We start from the raw sequence: 23,973 nt of genomic DNA, 5'->3' as shown, positions 1-23,973 counted from the left end.
TGCCAGGTTGCCTAAGCGCCACGACAGTTTGGTCCAGCGCATACAAAAACAATTATTCCAGCTAGGTATTAAAGATGAGTGCGACTTCTCCGTATTCCGTTCGCCCCGAGGTTTTGCTCAATACGCTGACTGACGAGGCGACGTATAAAACCATGTACCAGCAGTCGATCGTCAACCCGGACGGTTTCTGGCGTGAGCAGGCTCAGCGCCTCGACTGGATCAAACCGTTCACCAAGGTCAAGCAGACCTCATTTGACGATCACCACGTCGATATAAAGTGGTTCGCCGACGGCACGTTGAACGTTTCCTACAACTGCCTGGATCGGCACTTGGAAGCGCGTGGCGACCAGCTGGCGATCATCTGGGAGGGTGATGATCCGTCCGAGCACCAGAACATCACCTACCGCGAACTGCACGAGCACGTGTGTAAGTTCGCCAATGCCCTGCGCGGCCAAGATGTGCACCGTGGCGACGTAGTGACCATTTACATGCCGATGATTCCGCAAGCGGTAGTGGCGATGCTCGCCTGTGCCCGCATCGGCGCGATCCACTCAGTGGTATTCGGTGGTTTCTCGCCGGAAGCTTTGGCGGGCCGAATTATCGACTGCAAATCCAAAGTGGTGATCACTGCCGACGAGGGCATTCGTGCGGGCAAGAAAATCCCGCTCAAAACCAACGTCGATGACGCACTGACCAACCCGGAAACCAGCAGTGTCCAGAAAGTCATCGTGTGCCAGCGCACCGGTGGTGAGATCAAGTGGAACCCGCATCGCGACATTTGGTACGAGGACTTGATGAACGTGGCCGGTAGCGTTTGCGCTCCGAAAGAGATGGGGGCCGAGGAAGCGTTGTTCATCCTGTACACCTCCGGCTCCACCGGCAAGCCCAAAGGCGTGCAGCACACCAGCGCCGGCTACCTGCTGTATGCCGCGCTAACCCATGAGCGGGTATTCGACTACCAGCCGGGTGAGGTGTATTGGTGCACCGCTGACGTCGGCTGGGTCACGGGGCACAGTTACATCGTCTATGGCCCGCTGGCTAACGGCGCGACTACGTTGCTGTTCGAGGGCGTGCCCAACTACCCGGATATCACCCGCGTCGCCAAGGTCGTCGACAAGCACAAGGTCAACATCCTCTACACCGCCCCAACGGCAATCCGCGCCATGATGGCGTCGGGCACCGCCGCCGTTGATGGTGCCGACGGCAGCAGCCTGCGCCTGTTGGGTTCGGTGGGTGAACCGATCAACCCGCAAGCCTGGGACTGGTATTACAAGAACGTCGGCCAATCCCGCTGCCCGATCGTTGACACCTGGTGGCAGACCGAAACCGGCGGCATCATGATCAGCCCGCTCCCGGGCGCGACCGCGCTCAAGCCAGGCTCGGCAACCCGTCCATTTTTCGGCGTGCAGCCCGCGCTAGTGGACAACATGGGCAACCTGTTGGAAGGGGCCGCCGAAGGCAACCTGGTGATCATCGACTCCTGGCCGGGCCAGGCGCGCACTCTCTATCGCGATCACGATCGCTTCGTCGACACCTACTTCAAAACCTTCAAGGGCATGTACTTCAGCGGCGACGGTGCGCGCCGCGACGAGGATGGCTATTACTGGATTACCGGGCGTGTCGACGACGTGCTCAACGTGTCTGGGCACCGCATGGGCACCGCCGAGATCGAAAACGCAATGGTGGCCCATCCGAAGGTCGCCGAAGCGGCGGTGGTGGGTGTACCGCATGACATCAAAGGGCAGGGCATCTATGTCTACGTCACCCTGATTGGTGGCGAGGCGCCGAGTGAGCAATTACGCCTAGAACTGAAAAACTGGGTACGCAAAGAGATTGGGCCGATTGCCTCGCCAGATGTTATCCAGTGGGCACCGGGCTTGCCGAAGACCCGCTCGGGCAAAATCATGCGGCGCATCCTGCGCAAGATAGCCGCGGCGGAATACGACGGGTTGGGGGACATCTCCACCTTGGCGGATCCAGAGGTGGTTATTCATTTGATTGATACGCACAGAACCATGAACGTCGCCTGACCGACGTTAGGGCCAACCAGACCCCGCCCAGCAACTTGCGAGCGGGGTCTTTTTGTTTCTCATTTAATCAGCTGTGGAGTCGCCCAGCGTGTTGCCGGGCAGGTGCTCCAAGCTCAGAGACCAAGCGGGTGCAAGCTCGAGGGCTGCTAGGGACGCTGCGTTCGCCAGGCATCGGCGGAAACCCGTAAGACTTTTTTCACCCCTCCGAGAAGCGTCAGCTCGGCAACCTGCCAGGCCGCAATAAACAGCCTCAGCTTATTTATGAAATACGATAAATCGATTTTTCTTATTCGCTTCAACTTGCTTCTATAACTGTGCGCCTCACGCCTCGCCGGCCACCTGACAGCACTGGAAGAAATCATGAATATCGAACGCTTTGAAACCTCTGCGCGCCGCTCCGATATGGTGCTGCACGACAACACCCTGTACATCGGGGGCCAGGTCGCCGCAAACACCCAGGGCGACATCGAAGCCCAGACCCGCGAGATCCTCGGCAATATTGAGGCGATGCTGCTCAGTGTCGGCAGCAACCTCAGCCGGGTGCTCTCGGTACGCATTCTGCTGGCTGACAGGGCTGACTATGCAGGACTTAACCGGGCCTGGGACGGCTTCTTCCCAGAAGGCCATGCGCCGACTCGCGCCTGCACGTTGGCCGAACTGATCAACCCGGACTGGCGAGTGGAAATGATCGTGGTTGCCGGGCGCTGATCAAGCTCACGACACGCTTACAACCTAACCATTCGGAGGCCTCGCGATGAGACCCTACTGGCTCGACCGAGCACTGCAAGAAGACACCTCTGCCCCTTGCGCACCACTGCAGCAGGACACCCAGGCCGATGTCTGCATCGTCGGTGGCGGTTATACCGGCTTGTGGACGGCGATCATGCTCAAGGAGCAGAACCCCGAACTCGATGTGGTCATCATCGAGGCCGACATTTGCGGGGCCGGTGCCAGCGGCCGGAACGGCGGCTGCGCGCTGTCCTGGTCGGCCAAGTACTTCACCCTAGAGCGTCTGTTCGGGGTGGAGGAAGCCATCCGCCTAGTCAAAGCCTCGGAACAGAGCATCTATGCCATCGGTGATTTCTGCCAGAAGTACGGCGTGGATGCTGACTACCGCCTCGACGGCACGCTCTATACCGCGACCAACCTCGCTCAGGTCGGCGCCACCGACGGAGTTATCGCTGCGCTGGAGCGCAACGGCATCAACTCGTTCAGCAGGCGCCCACTGGCCGATGTGCAGCGCTTGGCCGGATCCAATAAACACCTGGAAGGTTGGTTCTCGCCGGCGGCGGCCAGTGTGCAACCCGGTAAGCTGGTACGCGGCCTGCGCCGAGTGGCCCTAGCTCTAGGCGTGCGCCTGTATGAAGGCACGCCCATGATCAAGCTCAACGAGGGTCAGCCGGCCACTGTGGTCACCGCCAATGGGCAGGTCAAGGCGGGTCGCGTTGTGCTGGCGATTAACGCCTGGATGGCGAGCACCTTCCCGCAGTTCGAACGCAGCGTGGCGATCGTTTCCAGTGACATGATCATCACCGAGCCACGCCCGGATCTACTGAAGAAGATCGGCCTGACCAGCGGCGTGACGGTCCTCGACTCACGGATCTTCGTGCACTACTACCACAACACCCCGGATGGCCGAATCATGCTCGGCAAAGGAGGCAATACCTTCGCCTATGGCGGGCGCATGCTGCCGGTATTTGACCAGCCGTCGCCCTACGAGGGCTTGCTACGCAAGACCCTGATCGATTTCTTCCCGGCTTTCGAGGGCGTCGGCATCGAGTCAACCTGGAACGGACCCTCGGATCGTTCGGTCACTGGCTTACCGTTCTTTGGTCGGTTGGAGCAGGCCAGCAATATTTTCTATGGCTTTGGCTACTCGGGAAGCGGCGTCGGCCCCTGCCACATGGGCGGGCAGATTCTTTCTTCGATGGTGCTGGGTCTGGACAACGAGTGGACACGCTCGCCCTTGCTTAATGGCCCGCTCGGTTATTTTCCGCCAGAACCCATTCGCTATCTCGGCTCGCTGATGGTGCGTAACGCTGTTCGCCGCAAGGAACAGGCCGAAGACCACGGCAGACGGCCACGCTTGCTGGACATCAACTTGGCGAAATTTGCCGCGGCGGCCGGCAAAGCGGATAAGGGTTAGCAGTCTCGGTTGCAGACGATTCGTGCCATCACTTTCCGCGCAACTCAGCGGCATAGCCATGGTTCGTTTAGAGTTAGCCGAAGCGCGCTCATCACTGGCGTGTAATCTCATCGAAATCTAGCGATCATCAGGATGAATATCTGCTTTGTGCGATTTCCTGCTTTTGATCTAACTCTGCCAGCTACAACAGGCGAAAGTCGGTCCTCACGGTCAGCTCAGCTGATCATTGCGGAACGGCAAGCCGACTTCGATGAGGTGGGCTATTACAGTGTTCGCTCACCCATTAAACCAGCGATCACTGGGGGAGCTGGCTTCGCTAGTTGAGGGCACTTAGAAACAATAACTTTCCACATCACGCTGATTTAGCAAAGGAATCTCATGAGCATCAAACGATATGAAACAGCCGCGCGGATGAGCCGAGTCGTCGTACATAACCAGACCGCCTATTTATGCGGCCAGGTCGCAGAAGATCGTAGCGCCGGTATTGATGAGCAAACACGCACCATGCTGGCCAAGGTCGACGCACTGCTGGAGTCGGTCGGTAGCAGTCGCGAGCACATCCTTTCCGCAACCATCTATCTCAAAGATATGAGCCTGTTCGCCGAAATGAATAGCGTCTGGGATAGCTGGGTTCCGTCAGGCTTCGCCCCTGCGCGTGCCTGTGTCGAGGCCAAGATGGCCAGTCCAGAGTTGCTTGTAGAGATCTCGGTGATCGCAGCCATTTCTCCGTAATTTAATTTGCGGCGCGCAGGTTCTTATTCACTTTCTGACCTGCTCAACTTTCAGAGCAAGATAGCGACGGTCTCATCAAGCTCAGAGAAATTACGAATGTGTTGTAGCAATTGGCTGTGTTTTCCTTGGCGACCCATGTGAAACGGGAACAGCACCTAGCATATTGATCTAACTCTTTTAGGGTGCCTGATCATAGGGCATTCCTGAGGGCTTGCAGGTTGGCGACCTGGCGGGTGAATTCGACGGCGCCCAGGCGCTGCTTGGGCGACGGCCGCATGGCTTGACTGATAACGCTGGATGGCTGGCGCGTCAGACGGCTGAGCACCTGCCATTGTTCGGCGACTGCGAGGCGTTCAAAGCCGGGGTGGCGATGGCGGGCGCGGCGCTTTATGTCCTGTTGTAAGCCTTGCAGTAGGCTTTGTTGACCGTTGTGGCGCAGCAGGAAGTCGGCGCTGCCGCGCAGGTGTTCCTGCAGCTGCCGGCGATGTCGGCTGGCGGGTAACAGCAGCGGGCCCTGGCGCATGCCCAGGTGCCACAACCCAAATGTCAGCAACAGCCCCAAGGCAACCAGCGCCTGCGGGAAGTGTTCAAACAATAGGCTCAGTAGGTCATCGCGGTCGGCGCGGTAGAGCAGCGTGACCTGGCTGTCTTGGGTCATGTACCAGAGCAGCCAGGCGTTGTCGTATTCGCCGATGCTTTGGTTCTGCCAGATCCAGCTGTCGCTGACCACGCTGACCAGGCCTTCGCCATGGTAGAGCTGCAGCAAATGCGTGGCCGCATCGCTGTTGGCCCAAGCGTGGGCGCGGTTCTCGGCATCATAGAGGTGGAAGTCGGTGTCGAAGTTGAAGTAGGCAGGCGCGTCTTCATTTTCTAGATAAAGCTGGGTCAGCTCTGGGTACCTGCTCTTTTCGTCTGTCGCGGCCTGGGCTTCATCGTCAGCGATGGCCACAGGTTGCGGCTCGTCGTCGCGCGGACTGTCGGTGGGTTCTTGCTTTTCTGCCGCATCGTGTTCTTCGTCGTCGAGTTGTTCAGCCTGATACTGCTGGATACCCAAGCTGTCGAGCAGCAGGTCGCCGCTCTTGCCTTGTTTTTCATCCCACAGCCGTTCGGCCACGAACAACAGATGCCCACCGTTACCCGCCCAGGCCAGTAGACGTTCGGCCTGCTTGGGCGTCATGCGGTTACGGTCACCGAGCAGCAACAAGGTTTGCCCCACGCTAGGCAGGTCGTTGATGATGCTCAGGCCATCGGCACGCTGTACCTGCAGGCCCTGTTTGCGCAAAAACGTTTCGGCGGCCAGGTAAGGGTTCGCCTGCGCCTCGGGTGAGGGGCCGTGCTCGAGGGTTTCCGGATAAGGCGTGAGTTTGCCCAGCAGGAAGATGCCAAGCACGCCAAACAGCAGGAGCAGGCCGGCGCCAAGTGCAAATTGCAAGCGCCGACTCATACCTGCACCCCTTGCTCAAACAGGCGGCGCCAAGCGCTGCACAGGCTTTGTTTGAGCGCCGCTGGTGGTAACCGATGACCGTAGGCGAGGTTCTGCCAGTGATGGGTCAGGCCCTGACTGAATTGGCTCAGCTCCTTGCGCTCAAGTGCTTGTACTAACTGCAACACCTCGGCTTCGGTGTGCGCGCTCTGCAGCGGTAAGCGTTGTTCGTGCAGCAGGCGGCTGAGTAAGGCCCGGTAGAGCAGGCCGAGAGCCGCGCGTGGTTGTTCATCCCACAACCGTTCAACTTCGCCGGGGATATCCGCTGGCAAACTCTGTGGTGCTAGCTCCAGGCCGAATAGCTGTTCTGGCGGCTGGTAGTGCTGCCGTTGCGGCAAGCGTATGCGCCCAGCAAAGGTGCTCAGCCAGTCGCGATAGCGCCACAACAGCCAAGCTATCAGGCCGAACAGCATCGCCCACAGCAGCACTTCGAAAAATAACGCCACGGCATCGATGCTTTTCCACAGTTCGGCGAGTGTGAAAAAATTCTTCAATAGCTCACTTAGGGCCTTGGCGTCTGCTGCGCTGGGCTCCTTGGCTTCGTCACCGAAACGCCAGCGGGTGACTGTTTCGCGGTGTTCGAAGGGCGGTTGATCGAGTAGTTGAGTGATGCTCTGCTGTGCTTCGCGACTGCTCAGTGGTTGTTTGAGTAGGCGTTCAGCCTGTGGCCCTATGGGGTCTTCAATCGGCAGCGAGCTGCTGCTGGCGGCTGCCATAGCATTGCTTGGCAGCTGCGCCAACAGCAGGAAGCAACTGAGCAGCAGGGTATAGGCCACGCCAGTCAGGCGCTGGCGTAATCGGCGGAATACCAGCTCGATATCCCAGGCTTCCAGGGCAGTACGACGATTCAGGTACAGGGTGAAACCGCAGGCCACGTAAATCGGTTCCCAGAGAATCAGCAGCAGGACATAAAGCAGGTTGGACAGGTGCTCCAGCCATAACCACTCGCCGGCCGCGGCTTTGATCAAGCTGTCCCAGCTCCAGTTCAGCTCAACCTGCGCAGGCAGCAGCATGTAAAACAGGCTGATGATGCCGAACCACAGGGCCATCTCCAGGTGCATGCCGACGATGGTCAGCCAGTTTGCGCCTTTCGCGCCGCGCTGGCCGAGAGCAATCAGGCGTTGGCTGCGGGCCTTGCCAGACAGGCCTTCAAGCTGCATGACTGGCATGTCGAAGCTGCGTGTGGGGCTTAACCTACGCCAGGTCAGGCTGGCCAGTAACTGCGGTTTGAGCAGGCCGGGCAGGGCTTTAAGCGCCTGCTTGAGGCTCGGCTTGGCACCAAACAAAGCGTGCGAAAGGATATACAGCGGCAGGCGCTCATAGGCCGGCTTGAGCCACCAGAAAATCAGCAGGGCGATGCTAGGGTAATCCCATAGCAGTAGACACAGCAGGGCAAAGATCGGCAGGGTCACCAGCGCCCAGCTGAGCATCAACAGGCCAGCGTGTTGCTTGGCCAGCAGCACGCCAAGATCAATGGCTTCCCAGGCGCTGCGTGGACGAATCACCACACTGGCGTCAGTCAGGCGCATGTGCACCTCGACCGGCTAGCAGTAGATAAGCCAGCACCAGCAACCACAACGCGCCGCCGACGGCGTATTTGATGGCCGGCCTGGCTAGGCTCATGGATGACCAGTACGCCTCAATAAAGGCAGCCAGCAGTAGAAATATGATGACGCCACCAACCAGTCGAACGCTACTGCCGGCGGCTACGCGCAAGGCTTCACCGCGTGGCAGTCGGCCGGGTACGAGCAGTGCCCAGCCGATTTTTAGTCCGGCGGCCCCGGCCAGGGCAATGGCAGTGAGCTCGAAGGCGCCATGGCCGACGACGAACGACCAGAAGGTTTCGCCATAGCCGATCTGGGTTAAATGGCCGGCTACCGCGCCAATCATCAGGCCGTTGAATAGCAAAAAGAACAGGCTGCCCAGGCCAAACAGCAGGCCGCTGGCAAAGGTCTGAAAGGCAATGCCGATGTTGTTCATGATGTAGTAGCCGAACATCATCCAGTCATCGCCGGAATCGCGCTCGCTGAAACGGCCGATGCGTCGGGCGTCGGGGTCGTACATTTTCTCCATGTCGGCGACCTGGTCGGGGCCCATCACGCCGTAGACCAAATCGGGGAAGTGGTACACCAGTGTCCCCATCAACAATAGACTGCCGAAGAACAGCAGACAACCTGCGACGACGAAGCGCCATTCGGCCCTGACCAGGCGCGGAAAGCCGGCCAGGATAAAGCCGAGCAACTGACCGCCGAGTGGGCTGCGATGACGATAGAACTGCTGATGGCCACGCATAGCCAGTTGTTGCAGTTGCTCAACGAGGAGGCTGCTGTAACCACGGCTCTGCGCCAACGCGAGTTGCTGGCAAAGGCGCCGATAAGCCGCCGCAAAGTTGTTGCACTGCTGGCTGTCGGCTTTGCCGCGCTCAAGCGCCTCAAGTTGGGTGCTGAACGCCTGCCAGTCGGCTTGGTGCTGGTTTTCAAACAAGCTCTGTTTCATGTCGGGCCTAAAAGTCCACGGGCAATGCCGTGGATCTGTTGTTCAGCCTGAGCGGCGGGCACCTGCAACGTCTCGGCAAGAATACTCGCCAGTTCTTCCCTGCGCGCACCGGAAAGGCTCTGTGCGCGCTCGGCAAAGCTGAGCAGGGCGCGTTGTTCGTCCAAGCTCATGCTGAACGGCGCACGCAGGGCTTCGGCTTGCGGTAGCTCGGGGCTGGCTGGGGCGTTATCGCGATAAACCACCAAGGTGCCGGCGGCGATGTCGCCCAAGCGCTTGAAGGCTGGGTGATTAAGGCAACTCAGAATGCCCAATGTGTAGCCGAACGGCAGGATATCGACAAAACGCAGCAGGTTACGGGTCAGCGAGGCGGCCCAGCCAATCGGTGTGCCGTCATCATGAATCACTCGCAGCCCCATCAATTGCTTGCCGGGTGATCGGCCTTGGTTGAGCACTTCAAACAACACCATGTACCACCAGGTCACGAGGAACAGCAGGATAGTACCCAGGCCCATGCCGAACTGGCCGAGCAGCGCCAGCGCGGCAAACAATGCACCGAGCAGCGCACCGCGAATCAGCAGGTCAATACTGAACGCCAACGCGCGCGGCACTAAACCCGCTGGGCGCAGGATCAGGTCAATACCTTCCGGCGTTTCCACTTTATAGCGGGTATCCAGTAGCGGGCGGGCGGCGGCTGAAGCAGAGGGAGGCGTGGGCGACATTGGCAGACTGCGTCGAGGAAAGCCCGATGCTAGCCAGCAGCAGGCAGTGACGCAACCGACTCCGCCACAAGAGTCCGTGCAGCAGGGCATTTATCGGCAATTAGTGGGCTATGCGGCAGTTCAGGTGGCGGATAAGTGGTCAGGGGATGCGCCTGGCATCAGGGTGCTAGACTTGCCAGCGCCTCAGCATCAGGACGTTATTGTGACCGCCAGCCTCTTTTGGTACGACTACGAAACCACCGGGATTGACCCGCGCCGCGACCGACCGTTGCAGGTGGCCGGGATTCGCACCGATGAACAGCTCAATGAAATCGATGAGCCGCTGAATATCTACTGCCAGCCCAGCGACGACATCCTGCCGCATCCAGCGGCGTGCCTGGTGACCGGGATTACGCCCAGCACGTTGGCGCAGCATGGTCTGGATGAAGCCGAGTTTATGCACCGCGTGCATGCCGAGCTATCGCAACCAGGCACCTGCGGAGTGGGTTACAACAGTTTGCGTTTCGATGATGAAGTGACGCGCTATAGCTTGTACCGCAACTTCTATGACCCCTATGGCCGTGAGTGGCAGGGCGGTAATAGCCGTTGGGATCTGATCGACGTGGTACGTACGGCTTATGCCTTGCGGCCGGACGGTATCGTCTGGCCGGAAGAGGGCGGGCAGGTAACGCTGAAATTGGAGCGTCTGACTGCCGCTAATGGCATTGAGCATGGTCAGGCCCATGATGCCTTGTCCGATGTGCGCGCCACTATTGCCTTGGCGCGGTTACTGCGTAGCAAGCAGCCCAAACTGTATGACTATCTCTATCAACTGCGCAGCAAACAACGGGTGCAAGAGCAAGTACGTTTATTACAACCCTTGGTGCATATTTCCGGCCGTTACGCCGGCGCGCGGCATTATCTGGCAGTGGTATTGCCCTTGGCCTGGCACCCGCGTAATCGTAACGCGTTGATCGTGTGTGACCTGCAGGCGGATATTACGCCGCTCCTCAATGAGACCGCTGAGACATTACGCACGCGTCTTTATACCCGTCGTGATCAATTAGCCGAGGGTGAGCTGCCGGTACCGCTGAAGTTGCTGCATATCAACCGTTGCCCGGTGGTTGCGCCGATGAACGTATTGCGAGCGCAGGATATTCAACGTCTGCAACTCGATATTCCGGCGTATCAGGCGCAAGCCGAGCAATTAAAGGCTAAGTCTGCTCTTTGGCAGGACAAGCTGGTGCAGATTTATGCTGAAGAGTCATTCGCGGCCAATCAAGATCCAGAACAACAGCTCTACGATGGTTTTATGGGTGACCGTGATCGTCGTTTGTGCGAACAGATACGCCGTGCTGATCCGCAGCATTTGGGTGAGGCGATTTGGCCCTTTGATGATGCGCGGTTACCCGAGTTGCTGTTTCGTTACCGGGCGCGCAATTTTGCAGCAACTCTGAATACTGAAGAGCAGCAGCGCTGGCGTTTGTTTTGCCAACAACGTCTGAGTCGTTCCGAATACGGCGCACCCAATACCCTTGAGCAGTTCGAGCAGGCAGTTGCGGAGGTGTTTGCCAGCGCGGCTGCTGGGCAGCAAGCGGTGCTGCTGGAGTGGCAGGCGCATGCAGAGCGTCTGCGTCAGTTATATGCCTTGTAATCAATAAGGCTAAATGCTGCATTGTCAGAAGACATAGCGCCCATAAATGTATCGGCAGTAATTATTATGGGCGTGTAGCGAAGGACCGCGAGCTGGCTGGTGCGGATGACCAGCCATAAAAAACGCCAGCAATGCTGGCGTTTTTATTTCATGTTGCTGCTTATGCGTTGGCTTAGTCCAGCAGAGTGACCCAGCTTTCTACGACGTCGCCGCCCCACTTGGCCTTCCACTCTTTCAGCGTTTTGTGGTTGCCACCTTTGGTTTCAATCACATCGCCAGTGTTGGGGTTTTTGTACTGCTTAACTTTACGGGCACGTTTGGTACCAGTGGTTTTGCCTGTGCGGATAACTTTGCTGCTTTTGGCGTCTGGGTCGAGCATTGCAATGATGTCGCGCAACGACTTCTGGTATTCACCCATCAATGCACGCAGCTTGCCTTCAAATTCCAATTCTTTTTGCAGCTTGTCGTCCTGCGACATGTTCTTCAGGCGATCTTGCAGTTCTTTGATGGCTTCTTCGGTTGCGCGGTATTCGTTGATGAGCGACATGTAGGGCGAGCCTGTATTAGGGAATTACGATTAAGTGAGATCAATAGTAGTCAGGCACTTTTCACAAGTAAACCGCTTTGTGAGTATTTTTTATGAATTGTATTGTTAAGTAACTTTTTGGGTATTTTGCTTGTTGTGCGTCTGGCTATATTGGGTGAGGTGTTTTTACCGTGTGTGTTCTAGTTTGGTTGCCGCTACGGACAGGTTCGCCGCACGTTAGCCTCGGGCGGGCTGTTTGAGTACTGCAGTTTTCGCGTGCAGTGACTAGAATGGCCGACTTTATTTGAGTGCTGGAGCCGTTGATGCGTACTTTTCGATTAGTTATTGCCTGCCCAGACCGGGTAGGGATCGTGGCCAAGGTCAGTAACTTTCTGGCCACCTATAACGGTTGGATTACCGAAGCGAGTCATCACTCGGATAACCAGAGCGGTTGGTTCTTTATGCGTCACGAGATTCGCGCCGACTCGCTGCCGTTTGATTTGGATGGTTTCCGCCAAGCTTTTTCGCCAATTGCCCGCGAGTTCTCCATGGAGTGGCGGGTTACCGATTCGGCGCAGAAGAAACGTGTGGTGTTGATGGCCAGCCGTGAATCCCACTGCCTAGCTGATTTGTTGCACCGCTGGCATAGCAATGAACTGGATTGCGAGATTCCGTGTGTGATTTCTAATCACAATGACTTGCGCAGCATGGTCGAGTGGCATGGCATTCCGTTCTTCCACGTACCGGTTAACCCGGAAGACAAACAGCCAGCCTTCGATGAAGTCGAGCGCTTGGTAAAGGCCCATGAGGCTGACGTGATTGTGCTGGCGCGCTATATGCAAATTCTCCCTGCGCAACTGTGTGCGGAGTTCTCGCAGCGTGTCATCAACATTCACCACAGCTTTCTGCCGTCGTTTGTCGGGGCTAAGCCTTATCACCAGGCGTCGTTGCGTGGGGTCAAGCTGATCGGTGCGACCTCGCACTATGTCACCGAGGAACTGGACGCGGGGCCGATCATCGAGCAAGACGTGGTGCGCGTCAGCCACCGCGACAGCATCGAAGAGATGGTGCGCTTGGGCAAGGATGTCGAGAAGATGGTGCTGTCGCGTGGTCTACGCTATCACTTAGAAGATCGAGTGCTGGTGCACGACAACAAGACGGTAGTGTTCGACTGACGTGCATGCGGCGCTTCGGTTCAGCGCAGACCAAGGAGTTTACAGATGCTTAAGTCAATCAAAGTTCGTGACTACATGACCCGCCATTTGGTGACTTTTCGTCCTGAAATGAACTTGTTCACTGCGATCAATCGGTTACTTGAGCACCGTATATCCGGCGCTCCGGTGGTTGATGGGCAAGGCCATCTGGTGGGGTTGCTGTCGGAGGGTGATTGTTTGCGCGGCATCCTTTCCGGCGCTTATTACGAAGCGACGGGGGGCAATGTCAGCGCTTATATGACGACCGAGGTCGAAGTGATCTCGCCTGAGGCGGATATAATTGAAATCTCCGAGCGCTTCTTGCGCGGTCGGCGTCGTCGCTTACCTGTAGTTGAAAATGGTCACCTGATCGGCCAAGTCAGCCGTAGCGATGTGCTGCGTGCGGTTAAAGAGTTCGCCCAGCATGACGAAGGTCACCAGGCGGTAAACTGAGTGCGAGCATAACCGTTGGAGGTTTTATGAGCGATCCACTCACACGTGGAACATCCAGCGCGCCGCCTGTGTTGGGAGAGGGTTGTACGCAGCGTTATGACCCGCAGGCACTGACCCCTGAGGACGGTACTGACTTTGCTGACGCAGCCGAGTTGTGGCGAAAATTGCAGCAAGATGAACAGTCGCCAACAGACAGCGATAAGTAGAAATAAAAACGGGGCGCTCATTGAGCGCCCCGTTTGTTTTAACGCTGAAGGGCCGACGCGATCGCAGCAAGCATCTTAAATGCGGAAACTATCGACCAAGTGCTTGAGACGGCTGGCTTGTTGCTCCAAATCTCCGCAGGCGCGTAGGGTGGCGTTGAGGTTTTCCACGCCTTCCTGGTTGAGGGTGTTGATTTCGGTGATGTCGACGTTGAGTGATTCGATTACTGACGTCTGCTCCTCGGTCGCGGTGGCCACCGACTGGTTCATGCCATCGATCTCGCCGATGCGTTCGGTCACGCTGCTTAGGCGCGCGCCGGCCTGGTTGGCAATCTCAACGCTCTCTTCGCTGTAGCGCTGGCTTTCGGTCATGGTGGTGACCGACTCACGGGAGCCGACTTGCAGCTCTTCGATCATCTTCTCGATTTCCTGCGCGGACTCCTGGGTGCGGTGAGCCAGGTTGCGGACTTCGTCGGCTACCACGGCGAAGCCACGGCCGGCCTCGCCTGCGCGCGCCGCTTCAATGGCGGCGTTAAGAGCGAGCAGGTTGGTTTGCTGGGAGATGCTTTTGATCACCTCAAGAATCTGCCCGATATTTACGGTCTTGCTGTTGAGGGTTTCGATGTTGCTGCAAGACGCACTGATCTTGCCCGACAGCTCATTCATTGCGCGTATGGTTTTTTCAACGACCTGGCGACCGTCTTCGGCCAGATGACGCGCGTCGGAGGCTTGATTGGAGGCATCGGCCGCATTGCGCGCGATCTCCTGGGCGGCGGCGCCCAGTTCGTTGATCGCCGCCGCGACGCTGTTGGTACGGCTGGCCTGTTCGTCGGAGTTGATCATCGACGAGTTGGAGGCGCCGACCACCAGTTTGGCCACTTCGTTGACCTGGCTGGTGGCCGACGACACTTCGCGGATTGAACTATGGATGCGTTCAACAAATTGGTTGAACGCGCTGGCCAAACGACCAAATTCGTCATTGGATTGGATGCTTAGGCGCTTAGTCAGGTCGCCTTCGCCCTGGGCAATGTCCTCCATGGCTTTACCCATGACGTTCAGTGGTTGCATCAGCACGCTAATCAGCATGCTCAGCAGCAGCATGATCAGCACCACCGCGATGACAGTTGCAATGATTGCAGAAGTACGGAATTCACTGAGCATTGCATAGGCTTTGGCCTTGTCGATGGACAGGCCAATATGCCAGTTCACTGAAGGCAGGCCTTTTACCGGTGCAAACGTCAGGATGCGCTGACTGCCATCGAGTTGTGCCTCGCTGAAGTCGCTGCTGATGCGCGGGGTGTTTTTCGGGTAGACGTCACTCAGGTTCTTCATCACCAGTGACTTGTCCGGGTGGACCAGGATCTTGCCGTCTGAGCTGACCAGAAACGCGTAGCCCATACCGTCGAAGCTCAGCGAGTTGATGATGTCTGTCAGTGTCTGCAGGCTCAGATCGCCGCCGACTACGCCAGCGGACTTGGCCGGGGTGGCGATGGTGATGATCAGTCCGCCCGTGGCAGCGTCAATGTAGGGTTCCGTGAGCGTAGTACCACCGGTTGCTTCAGCGCCCTTGTACCAAGGCCTGACGCGCGGATCGAAATCGGCGGGCATGGGTACATCGGGCCTGATGACAAAGCTGCCGTTTTCACTGCCTAAGTAGGTCGTACTAAAAGTCGAACTCAGTGCGCGCTGCTCCAATAAGCCTGCCACTTGATCGGGCGAGTCATCGCGGGCAACCGATTGTGCTGCGCTTTCCACTAGCAGGATGCGGCCCGACAGCCAGTTGGAAATATTGCTTGCAGTGACATCACCCATCTCTTGCAGATAGTTCTCTAGATCGTTCTGGATGGCGTTGCGCTGCAGGTAATCGTTGTACAGGGTGAATAGCGAGAATGCCGCGATCACCACCAGTGAGGCAGCAAGCAGAATCTTGTGGCTAAACTTCAGGTTATTAGTCATGGCTTCTTGCGTCCGGTAATGTCGGGCATCAGTCTGGTGCTGACTTGATGGAAAAGCGGAGCCGTCGGTGCGGCAATGATCATTGTGTCGGTCTTATTGCAGTAAAGCTTTAACCACGGGGATGGCAAGATGGCGGAATCCGGGCAGTTTGTTGTGGGGGCGGGTTTGGATGGGCAGCCGGTTGGTCAGGCGCTGCGCTTGGCAAACCGGCATGGGCTGATTGCCGGTGCCACGGGGACCGGTAAAACGGTGACGCTGCAACGACTGATTGAGACCTTCAGTGATGCCGGGATTGCCGTGTTCGCCGCTGATGTCAAAGGTGATCTCTGCGGCCTGGGCGCTGCGGGTGCGCCGCAAGGCAAGGTGGCTGAACGAATTGCCAGCATGCCCTGGCTCAATCATCAGCCAATGGCCTACCCAGTCACCCTGTGGGATGTGCACGGCCAAAGCGGTCACCCGCTGCGCACCACGCTCAGTGAGATGGGGCCTTTGTTGCTGGGCGCGCTGCTGGAACTGACTGCTAGCCAGCAGGCCGCGCTCTATGCCGCGTTCAAGGTGGCGGATCGCGAAGGGCTGCTGTTGCTTGACCTGAAAGACCTCAAAGCATTGCTGGCGCACCTAAAGAGCCACCCCGAGGTGCTCGGCGACGATAGCGCGCTGTTTACCTCGGCCTCATCACAAGCCCTACTGCGCAAATTAGCGGGCCTGGAACAGCAAGGCGCTGAAGCACTGTTTGGCGAGCCAGCGCTGCAACTTGAAGATATTTTGCAGCCTGATGGCGATGGTCGTGGGCGCATCCATCTGCTCGATGCCAGCCGTTTGGTGCATGAAGCCCCTAAGGTCTACGCGACCTTCTTGCTCTGGTTGCTGGCCGAGTTATTTGAGCAGCTGCCGGAGCGCGGCGATGCCGACAAGCCGCTACTGGCGTTGTTCTTCGATGAGGCGCACTTGTTGTTTGCCGATACGCCGAAGGCGTTGCAGGAGCGTCTTGAGCAGGTGGTGCGGCTGATTCGTTCGAAAGGGGTGGGTGTGTACTTCGTGACCCAGTCGCCGGGTGATTTACCGGATGATGTATTGGCGCAGCTGGGCCTGCGTATTCAGCACGGCTTGCGCGCCTTTACCACCAAAGAGCAGAAGTCGCTGCGCGCGGTAGCTGATGGCTTTCGCCCTAACCCTGCGATCGACACGTTAGCGGTACTGACTGAGCTGGGTATTGGAGAGGCGCTGGTCGGCACGATGGAAGCTAAAGGCACGCCGGCCATGGTGCAGCGTGTGGCGGTTGCGCCACCGCAGTCACGGATTGGGCCGTTGAGTGAGGCTGAGCGCGCGGCCTTGATTGCCCAGTCGCCATTGCGAGGGCGCTACGATAAACCCATTGATCGTGAGTCGGCGTATGAGCTGTTGAGCGCACGCGCCGAGCAGGCGGCTGCGCAACAGGTTGAGCAAAGTAAAGCAGCTTCAGGCGGTAAGAAAGCCGAGGCGGAAGGTGGTATCGCGGGCGCAGCCGGTGAGTTGTTTGGCGGCCTGGCCAGCCAAGTAATGAAAGCGACCCTACGTCAAGCGGCCAATCAGATCGGCCGGCAGCTGGTGCGTGGGCTGTTGGGGTCGTTAATGGGCGGTAAGCGGCGTTGAGGCAGAGGCCATCTCGATGAGGGATGGCCGCGTGGTTTGCTGCCAGGACGACGGGCGTCAGCCAGACGCTTCGTCGGCCTTGGCTTGCAGTTCTTTTTCGATCTTTGCCAGCTCTTTATCAAACGCTTGGTCGAGAAGGTTAGCCTTCTTGCGCCACGGCTTGCGCTCGGGATCCGGTTGAGCGGCGTAGGTAATCACTTCCCCGCCGTATACATCCTTGTAACGCTGCGCCTGGCGCTCGAGTTCGGCGCGCAGTTCGTCTTTCGTCACGTAATTACCTTTGGTCTTGAGCGGAATGTTGGCTGAATGTCAGGCAAGTGCCTGAACATTTGATGCGGCCAAACAGTTTCAATGTGCGCGCTTATTTAAACGGCTTGAATAGGTTCAAGGACTATTACCGATTTATATCAACTCGCTAGCGCTGTCTATATTGACCCGCTTTAGCACGGTTAGTGCGCACCCTGTAATTATGGCGAAGCCAAGCTAAATGTCTACTCTGCATGGCTTTAGCGCGGCCTCGGCCGATAGGAGCGTCTAATCCTATAGCCCTACAAATAAGCTGATACTTGATAGTCTAAGTTATGCATGGTGGCTCTGTGGGGGTTCTGCACGGCCTTATGGTTTGGACTTCGAATACCCCGCAGGTAGGCAATAATCTATTGCACGCTTACTGTGCGCCTATTCTCGGCCCACAGCTAGGTTACTTACTCAAACAGCAGGTCAGTTGCCGCTCGGGGCTTTGAAATACCTTGCAACCGCTGGCTTGTTGAGGAAAACCTCGCGCCTCTCTACATTTGCGCCCGCAACGCCGGGCCCCTCTGACAGCTACCCGCTGCCATGTCGGAGTTGCAGTTTGTACAACTTCGACACTAAGAGGAGGGGCTCATGACTGCCCTAGAACCGTTTTTCATGGCCGAGTTTCTCGGTACAGCCACCTGGTTGTGGCTTGTTTTCATCAGCATCGTTATCAGCCTGTTGGTCTTCGATCTCGGGGTGTTGCACCGTGAGCACCGTGAAATCGGCGTGCGCGAAAGCCTGTTGTTGTCAGCCGGTTATATTAGCGCCGGTTTGCTGTTCGGCCTTTGGGTCTGGCAGGTCAAAGGCGGTGATGCCGGGATGGACTTCTACACCGGCTTTCTGATCGAAAAATCGTTGTCGATGGACAACGTCTTCCTGATGGCGATGATCTTCAGCTTCCTCGCCATCCCGCGTAAGTACCAACATGAAGTGCTGTTCTGGGGCATCCTCGGAGTGATCGTGCTGCGCGCGATTATGATCGGCTTAGGCGCCGCATTGATCGCTGAGTTCAGTTGGATTCTCTACCTGTTTGGCGCCTTTCTGTTGCTGACCGGCGTGAAGATGCTCTTCAGTAAGGTCGATGACCACCCGGACTTAAGCGATAACGTGCTGGTGAAGTTCCTGCGTAAACGCATGCGGGTGACTGACGGCCTGCATGAAGGACGCTTCTTTGTGCGTCAGCCGGATGCCACTGGCCAGTCCGTAATCTGGGCGACACCCTTGTTTCTGGCACTGGTACTGATCGAGTGTGCCGACCTGGTATTCGCGGTGGACAGTGTGCCGGCGATTTTCGCCATCACCCAAGATCCGTTCATTGTCTACACCTCGAACATCTTCGCCATTCTCGGCCTGCGCGCCCTGTATTTTGCGCTGGCGGCGATGATCCATCGCTTTGCCTACCTCAAATACGCCCTGGCGCTGGTGCTGGTATTTATCGGCAGCAAGATTTTCCTAGTGGGCATTATCGGCAAGATACCGGCTGTAATTTCGCTAAGCGTGACGCTGGGGCTGTTGCTGGGTGGCGTGCTGCTGTCGTTGTGGAAAACCCGCAACGATCGACCAGAGGCTGACCAGCAGGTATGAGTTATCAAGGCAGTGGCCACTGGGCCGCTGCCACAGATCAGGCCGGTAGCGGCTGTTAAGGGAGACCGTGATGCGTAAATCGATGCAAGTAGGTGTGCTGGGTCTTGTACTGATTGGTTTGGTGGGTTGTGACGCTGCTGAGCAATCGGCGCAGAAACTGGCCGAGAAGGCTGAGCAGGCGGTGCAGGATGTCGCGCGCGAGGCGGTCGATGGCACCCTGAAGGAGTTCAATAAACAGGTGGACGAGGTGCAGCAGTCAGCCAATAAGTGGCTGGGCAAACCTGTTGAAGACGAACCGCAGGACGACCTGCAACAACCGTTGCAGCCGCCTGACGAGTCGGCGGTGCCTATTGATGAGGCGGCGATCGAAACCTAAAACCTGCTTCAGGGGTTCTGATTAAGAGCCTCGCAACTGGCCGTATAATTCTGTTGGCAGGCACTGAGGAATAATGCCCTGGCTTGGCGTGGGTCATGCGGCACACCCTGTTCGCCTTTGAGGTAGAGGTTGCCGAGAATGTGCTGGGCCATCGGGTTGCCCCCTGCAGCGGACTGATTCAGATACTTGAGCATCAGTGGTGGATTGTTTAGCTCCGGGTTATCGCGGCCGGTATACAAAAAGGCCAGGCTGACCGCTGCCAGCGCATGGCCCTTATCGGCGGCCAGTTTCCACCAGTGCTCGGCTTGTTTGAGGTCTTTTGGTTGCCTGACAAAATACAGGCTACCCAGTTGGAACTGGCTATCGAGATCGCCGCGGTTGGCCTGGCGCTGAAGATCCGCGGGTATGGCACGGGTTTCGGCTTGAGCCGACTCCACTTTGTCGGGTGCGCTGGGTGAGTTGTCGTGGGGCGAGCTGGCGCAGCCGCCGAGCATCAACAGTAAGCCAAGCCATGCCGCGTGAGGGTAACCAATAGCCATGCGTGCGCATCTCCTGTTTTGGGGTGTCCGATGAGCAGACTCTGCGTGAGACAGTAAGTTGCTCCGGCCGGGTTTGCAGTCTGTGATGCGGCAGAGTCGAATCCGTATCAGTTTGTCGCCTTCAGCGTTTCGCTTGTCAGGCAGAGCTGCGATTCTTCAATGCAGCGGTCAATCACCAGCCTTCGAGGTAGCCATGCAGATCAGTTCCAACTTCGACAGCGGCAATATCGAGGTCATCGACGCCAGTAATCCGCAAAAGGTTGTGCTGGCGATTCGTCCTGACCTTAACAGCGACCACTTCCAGTGGTTCCACTTTAAGGTCGATGGCCTGCAACCAGGCCAGCGTTGCGGGTTCAGCCTGAACAATGCCGGGCAATCGTCTTATAAAAACGCCTGGGCGGGTTATCACACGATGGCATCCTACGACCAGCGTAACTGGTTTCGTGTGCCCAGTCGCTTTGAAGGCGGCGCGCTCAATTTTGAGCTCTCGCCTGAGCAGCCGCAGGTCTGGTTTGCCTACTTCGAGCCTTACAGCCGTGCCCGCCATACGCAACTGGTTGACGACGCGCAGCGTCTTGCGGGGGCTGAGATATTCGCTACCGGGCGAAGCCTTGAAGGCCGCGCCATCGAGTTGCTGCGCATCAGCCGCAACCCGCAGGCGTCGCGCAAGATCTGGCTGATCGCCCAACAGCATCCTGGCGAGCACATGGCTGAATGGTTTATGGAAGGGTTGCTGGAGCGCTTGCAGCAGCATGATGATACCGAGCTGAACGCCTTGCTGGCGCAGGCTGAACTGTACCTGGTGCCGAACATGAACCCAGACGGAGCCTTCCGCGGTCACCTGCGTACCAACCTCGCTGGCCGCGATCTCAACCGTGCCTGGCAGTCAGCCAGTGATGCAGACAGCCCCGAGGTGTACTTCGTCCAGCAGCAGATGCGCGCGGTGGGGGTTGATCTGTTTCTCGATATCCATGGTGATGAGGAAATACCCCATGTGTTTGCCGCCGGCTGTGAGGGGAACCCTGGATTTAGTCCGCGCTTGGCCACGCTGGATAAGCAGTTTCGTGATCAGTTGATGGCGATCGGCGCTGAGTTCCAGACGGCTTACGGTTACCCGCTGGATGCGCCCGGGCAGGCCAATACCACCCTGGCTTGTAATGCGGTAGGGCTGGAGTTTGATTGCCTGGCCTTCACCATCGAAATGCCGTTCAAGGATCACGATGATCGGCCTAACCCGCAAACGGGCTGGAACGGCGAGCGATCCAAGCAGCTGGGCAAGGATGTGTTGAGCGCTGCCGCGGCGATGGTCGGGCAGTTGCGTTAGTCGTTTGGGGTGATGCCGCAGTCCCTCTGCGCCGCCGGGATGGCGGGCGCAGTGGGGCAGGCGTTAGCCGCGGTAGTAGCGTTGTGGCACGAACGGGGTTTTAGCGACTTTCATGGCCACGCGTTTGCCGCGCACCATGGCCCATAGCTCGGTATCCAGGGCGATATGGCTGTTCTGCACATAACCCATGGCCACCGGTGCGCCAAGGCTCGGGCCGAAGCCACCGCTGCTGACGGTGCCGATCACAGTGCCTTCAGCGTCGACAATTTCTGCGCCTTCACGCACTGGCACCCGCTCCTGCGGTAGCAGACCTACGCGCTTGCTGGCGACGCCTTCCTGTTGCTGGGCGAAGATGCGCGCGGCCCCTGGGAAGCCACCGGCACGTGCGCCGTCGGCGCGGCGCGGCTTGGACATGGCCCACAGCAGGCTGGCTTCGATCGGCGTGACGCTGGTGCTCATGTCGTGGCCATACAGGCACAGGCCGGCTTCCAGGCGTAGCGAGTCGCGTGCACCCAGGCCGATGGCCTCGACTTCGGGCTCGGCGAGCAGGCTGCGAGCCAGCATTTCAGTGTGCTCAGCAGGTACCGAAATCTCGAAACCGTCTTCACCGGTGTAGCCGGAACGGCTGACGTAGCAATCCACACCCAGCAAGCGCACAGGGGCGAATTGCATAAAAGTCATTTGCGCCACTTCCGGCGCCAGGCGCGCGAGGACGTCGACGGCTTTCGGGCCTTGCAGGGCGAGCAGGGCACGCTCTTCGAACAGGTTTTCGATCTCGCACTGGTCGCCGATGTGCTGCTGCAGGTGCGCCAGGTCCTGGTGCTTGCACCCGGCGTTGACCACCAAGAACAGGGTGTCGTCACCCAGATTGGCGACCATCAGATCGTCGAGGATGCCGCCGTTTTCATCGGTGAACATGGCGTAGCGCTGCATGCCTACCGGCAGATCAATGATGTCCACTGGCACCAAGGTTTCCAGTGCTTTGGCGGAATTGGCACCGCGCAGCACGATCTGGCCCATGTGCGACACGTCGAACAGGCCCGCCTGCTCGCGGGTGTGCAGGTGTTCTTTCATCACGCCCAGTGGGTACTGCACCGGCATGTCATAACCGGCGAAAGGCACCATGCGGGCGCCGAGTTCGATGTGCAGGGCATGTAGCGGGGTTTTCGCCAAGGTTTCGCTGGTCATGCAATTTCTCCGTCAGGGTGCGTGTGGGGCACCGGTAATGATGTAAGGGTGTTGCGGACTGCGCCCGACTTAGCACTCGATAATATTGACTGCTAGGCCGCCGCGGGCGGTTTCCTTGTACTTGTTGTTCATGTCTGCACCGGTCTGGCGCATGGTGCGAATGACTTTATCCAGTGACACAAAGTGCTGGCCGTCGCCGCGTAGGGCCATGCGTGCGGCGTTGATTGCCTTCACCGAGCCCATGGCGTTGCGTTCGATACAGGGTACCTGTACCAGTCCGCCGATGGGATCGCAGGTCAGACCTAGATTGTGTTCCATGCCAATTTCGGCGGCGTTTTCCACCTGGTTGACGCTGCCGCCGAGCACTTCGCAGAGTGCGCCAGCCGCCATCGAACAGGCCACGCCGACTTCACCCTGACAGCCGACTTCAGCGCCGGAGATCGAGGCGTTTTCCTTGTAGAGGATGCCAATAGCTGCGGCGGTGAGCAGAAAGCGCACGATGCCGTCATCATTGGAGCTGGGGATAAAGCGGCTGTAGTAGTGCAGCACTGCCGGCACGATACCGGCTGCGCCATTGGTCGGCGCAGTGACCACGCGACCGCCGCTGGCGTTTTCTTCGTTGACCGCCAGGGCATAGAGGTTGACCCAATCGAGCACGCTCAGGGCATCACGCAGAGCCGCTTCTGGGTGCTTGCACAGTTGCCGGTGTAAGTCTGCCGCGCGGCGTTTGACCTTGAGGCCGCCGGGCATGATGCCTTCGTTGCGACATCCGGCCTCGACGCAATCCTGCATCACCTGCCAGATATGCAGCAGGCGCGTGCGGGTTTCCGCTTCCGGTCGCCAGGCGGCTTCATTAGCGAGCATCACCTGGCTGATCGACAGGTTGTGCTCGGCGCAATGCGCCAACAGCTGCTTGCCGGTGGTAAAGGGGTATTGCAACGGGGTGGTGTCTTCGACGATGCGGTCGGCGCCGGCGGCTTGTTCATCCACCACAAAACCGCCGCCCACCGAGTAATACTCACGCGAGCGAATCTGCAAACCGGCGGCGTCGAAGGCACGAAAGATCATGCCGTTGGGGTGAAAGGCCAGCGGCTTGCGGATCATCGCCAGGTGTTGTTTTTCGACAAAACGGATTGGCTTTTCGCCGAGCAGATTGAGCTCGGCGTTGCTGCGGATTGCCGCTAGGCGGGCGTCGACGCTAGTGGTGTCTACCGTGTCTGGCTGCTCGCCCTCAAGCCCGAGCAGCACCGCCTTATCGCTGCCATGGCCTTTGCCGGTGGCGCCGAGGGAGCCGTACAGCTCGACCTTGATGCTATCGGTGTTGGTGAGTAAATCGTCGCGGCGCAGGCCTTCGGCAAAGCGCAAGGCGGCGAGCATCGGGCCCACGGTGTGCGAGCTGGATGGGCCGATACCGATCTTGAATAAATCAAAAACGCTGAGTGACATGTTTTCTCCGGCGCTGA

At 58.2% G+C, this 23,973-nt stretch carries 22 protein-coding genes; 12 read left to right on the top strand and 10 right to left on the bottom strand.

Annotated features, from left to right (window positions below; translation table 11 throughout):
• Window positions 1-74 precede the first annotated feature (74 nt).
• From acs to BMZ32_RS03440, 4 genes are all read left to right on the top strand, one after another.
• Complete coding sequence (gene acs / locus BMZ32_RS03460) at window positions 75-2,030, top strand: acetate--CoA ligase (RefSeq protein ID WP_090239625.1); 1,956 nt, start codon at window positions 75-77, stop codon at window positions 2,028-2,030.
• A gap of 360 nt (window positions 2,031-2,390) precedes the next feature.
• Window positions 2,391-2,738: a RidA family protein gene (locus tag BMZ32_RS03450; protein WP_090239620.1), complete on the top strand. Its 348-nt coding sequence runs from the start codon at window positions 2,391-2,393 to the stop codon at window positions 2,736-2,738.
• Between the two features lie 46 nt (window positions 2,739-2,784).
• Window positions 2,785-4,176 carry an FAD-dependent oxidoreductase gene (locus BMZ32_RS03445; protein ID WP_090239617.1) on the top strand — a complete coding sequence of 464 codons (1,392 nt, stop codon included), beginning with the start codon at window positions 2,785-2,787 and terminating at the stop codon, window positions 4,174-4,176.
• A 378-nt stretch (window positions 4,177-4,554) separates the two neighbouring features.
• Window positions 4,555-4,908: a RidA family protein gene (locus BMZ32_RS03440; protein ID WP_090239615.1), complete on the top strand. Its 354-nt coding sequence runs from the start codon at window positions 4,555-4,557 to the stop codon at window positions 4,906-4,908.
• 190 nt (window positions 4,909-5,098) lie between these two features.
• Here the strand turns inward: BMZ32_RS03440 and BMZ32_RS03435 are convergent, their stop codons facing one another.
• Genes BMZ32_RS03435 through BMZ32_RS03420 form a run of 4 tightly spaced genes read right to left on the bottom strand, consistent with a single transcriptional unit; the run spans window position 5,099 to window position 9,606 of the window.
• On the bottom strand, window positions 5,099-6,352 hold the full coding sequence (locus BMZ32_RS03435) for a DUF4350 domain-containing protein (protein WP_090239612.1): 1,254 nt from the start codon (window positions 6,350-6,352) through the stop codon (window positions 5,099-5,101).
• Window positions 6,349-7,920 (bottom strand): DUF4129 domain-containing protein, encoded by a 1,572-nt coding sequence (locus tag BMZ32_RS03430; RefSeq protein WP_090239609.1) that lies wholly within the window; start codon window positions 7,918-7,920, stop codon window positions 6,349-6,351. The genes BMZ32_RS03435 and BMZ32_RS03430 overlap by 4 nt, the downstream gene beginning before the upstream one ends.
• Window positions 7,907-8,887 carry a stage II sporulation protein M gene (locus BMZ32_RS03425; RefSeq protein ID WP_090239606.1) on the bottom strand — a complete coding sequence of 327 codons (981 nt, stop codon included), beginning with the start codon at window positions 8,885-8,887 and terminating at the stop codon, window positions 7,907-7,909. Before BMZ32_RS03425 ends, BMZ32_RS03430 begins: the two co-directional genes overlap by 14 nt.
• Window positions 8,884-9,606, bottom strand: coding sequence for an RDD family protein (locus BMZ32_RS03420; protein WP_090239604.1), 723 nt, complete (start codon window positions 9,604-9,606; stop codon window positions 8,884-8,886). Before BMZ32_RS03420 ends, BMZ32_RS03425 begins: the two co-directional genes overlap by 4 nt.
• A 202-nt stretch (window positions 9,607-9,808) precedes the next feature.
• Between BMZ32_RS03420 and sbcB the strand changes: the two genes are divergently transcribed.
• Window positions 9,809-11,239 carry an exodeoxyribonuclease I gene (gene sbcB, locus BMZ32_RS03415; protein ID WP_090241529.1) on the top strand — a complete coding sequence of 477 codons (1,431 nt, stop codon included), beginning with the start codon at window positions 9,809-9,811 and terminating at the stop codon, window positions 11,237-11,239.
• A 172-nt stretch (window positions 11,240-11,411) separates the two neighbouring features.
• Here sbcB and mvaT read toward each other — a convergent pair whose 3' ends face one another.
• Window positions 11,412-11,786: a histone-like nucleoid-structuring protein MvaT gene (gene mvaT, locus BMZ32_RS03410; RefSeq protein ID WP_090239601.1), complete on the bottom strand. Its 375-nt coding sequence runs from the start codon at window positions 11,784-11,786 to the stop codon at window positions 11,412-11,414.
• Window positions 11,787-12,088: 302 nt separating this feature from the next.
• Between mvaT and purU the strand changes: the two genes are divergently transcribed.
• Genes purU through BMZ32_RS03395 form a run of 3 tightly spaced genes read left to right on the top strand, consistent with a single transcriptional unit; the run spans window position 12,089 to window position 13,617 of the window.
• On the top strand, window positions 12,089-12,940 hold the full coding sequence (gene purU, locus BMZ32_RS03405; protein WP_090239600.1) for a formyltetrahydrofolate deformylase: 852 nt from the start codon (window positions 12,089-12,091) through the stop codon (window positions 12,938-12,940).
• A gap of 45 nt (window positions 12,941-12,985) precedes the next feature.
• Window positions 12,986-13,411, top strand: a complete 426-nt coding sequence (locus tag BMZ32_RS03400; RefSeq protein ID WP_090239597.1) for a CBS domain-containing protein — start codon at window positions 12,986-12,988, stop codon at window positions 13,409-13,411.
• Between the two features lie 26 nt (window positions 13,412-13,437).
• A complete protein-coding gene (locus tag BMZ32_RS03395) occupies window positions 13,438-13,617 on the top strand; it encodes a hypothetical protein (protein ID WP_090239595.1) in 180 nt (59 codons plus the stop codon).
• A 75-nt stretch (window positions 13,618-13,692) separates the two neighbouring features.
• Here the strand turns inward: BMZ32_RS03395 and BMZ32_RS03390 are convergent, their stop codons facing one another.
• Window positions 13,693-15,570: a methyl-accepting chemotaxis protein gene (locus tag BMZ32_RS03390; RefSeq protein ID WP_090239592.1), complete on the bottom strand. Its 1,878-nt coding sequence runs from the start codon at window positions 15,568-15,570 to the stop codon at window positions 13,693-13,695.
• A gap of 129 nt (window positions 15,571-15,699) precedes the next feature.
• Between BMZ32_RS03390 and BMZ32_RS03385 the strand changes: the two genes are divergently transcribed.
• Window positions 15,700-17,202, top strand: coding sequence for a helicase HerA-like domain-containing protein (locus BMZ32_RS03385; RefSeq protein ID WP_090239589.1), 1,503 nt, complete (start codon window positions 15,700-15,702; stop codon window positions 17,200-17,202).
• A gap of 57 nt (window positions 17,203-17,259) precedes the next feature.
• Here BMZ32_RS03385 and BMZ32_RS03380 read toward each other — a convergent pair whose 3' ends face one another.
• Window positions 17,260-17,472, bottom strand: coding sequence for a hypothetical protein (locus tag BMZ32_RS03380; RefSeq protein ID WP_090239587.1), 213 nt, complete (start codon window positions 17,470-17,472; stop codon window positions 17,260-17,262).
• A gap of 615 nt (window positions 17,473-18,087) precedes the next feature.
• Between BMZ32_RS03380 and BMZ32_RS03375 the strand changes: the two genes are divergently transcribed.
• Both BMZ32_RS03375 and BMZ32_RS03370 read left to right on the top strand, forming a co-directional pair.
• Window positions 18,088-19,083, top strand: a complete 996-nt coding sequence (locus BMZ32_RS03375; RefSeq protein WP_090239585.1) for a TerC family protein — start codon at window positions 18,088-18,090, stop codon at window positions 19,081-19,083.
• Window positions 19,084-19,153: 70 nt separating this feature from the next.
• The gene (locus BMZ32_RS03370) at window positions 19,154-19,459 is read left to right on the top strand and encodes a hypothetical protein (RefSeq protein WP_090239581.1); all 306 of its coding nucleotides are present in this window, start codon (window positions 19,154-19,156) and stop codon (window positions 19,457-19,459) included.
• 8 nt (window positions 19,460-19,467) lie between these two features.
• Here BMZ32_RS03370 and BMZ32_RS03365 read toward each other — a convergent pair whose 3' ends face one another.
• A complete protein-coding gene (locus BMZ32_RS03365) occupies window positions 19,468-19,998 on the bottom strand; it encodes a tetratricopeptide repeat protein (protein ID WP_090239578.1) in 531 nt (176 codons plus the stop codon).
• Between the two features lie 193 nt (window positions 19,999-20,191).
• On the opposite strand from BMZ32_RS03365, the gene BMZ32_RS03360 reads away from it, so the two are divergent.
• Window positions 20,192-21,322 (top strand): M14 family metallopeptidase, encoded by a 1,131-nt coding sequence (locus BMZ32_RS03360; RefSeq protein WP_090239575.1) that lies wholly within the window; start codon window positions 20,192-20,194, stop codon window positions 21,320-21,322.
• Window positions 21,323-21,385: 63 nt separating this feature from the next.
• Here the strand turns inward: BMZ32_RS03360 and gcvT are convergent, their stop codons facing one another.
• Both gcvT and BMZ32_RS03350 read right to left on the bottom strand, forming a co-directional pair.
• Window positions 21,386-22,510 carry a glycine cleavage system aminomethyltransferase GcvT gene (gene gcvT, locus BMZ32_RS03355; RefSeq protein WP_090239573.1) on the bottom strand — a complete coding sequence of 375 codons (1,125 nt, stop codon included), beginning with the start codon at window positions 22,508-22,510 and terminating at the stop codon, window positions 21,386-21,388.
• 69 nt (window positions 22,511-22,579) lie between these two features.
• On the bottom strand, window positions 22,580-23,956 hold the full coding sequence (locus tag BMZ32_RS03350) for an L-serine ammonia-lyase (protein WP_090239569.1): 1,377 nt from the start codon (window positions 23,954-23,956) through the stop codon (window positions 22,580-22,582).
• Window positions 23,957-23,973: the final 17 nt, after the last annotated feature.

The sequence above is a fragment of the Pseudomonas guineae genome (genome assembly GCF_900113745.1).
GTDB lineage: Bacteria > Pseudomonadota > Gammaproteobacteria > Pseudomonadales > Pseudomonadaceae > Aquipseudomonas > Aquipseudomonas guineae.
Note: the sequence above shows the minus strand (reverse complement) of the source record. Positions and strands in the feature narration are given on the sequence as shown.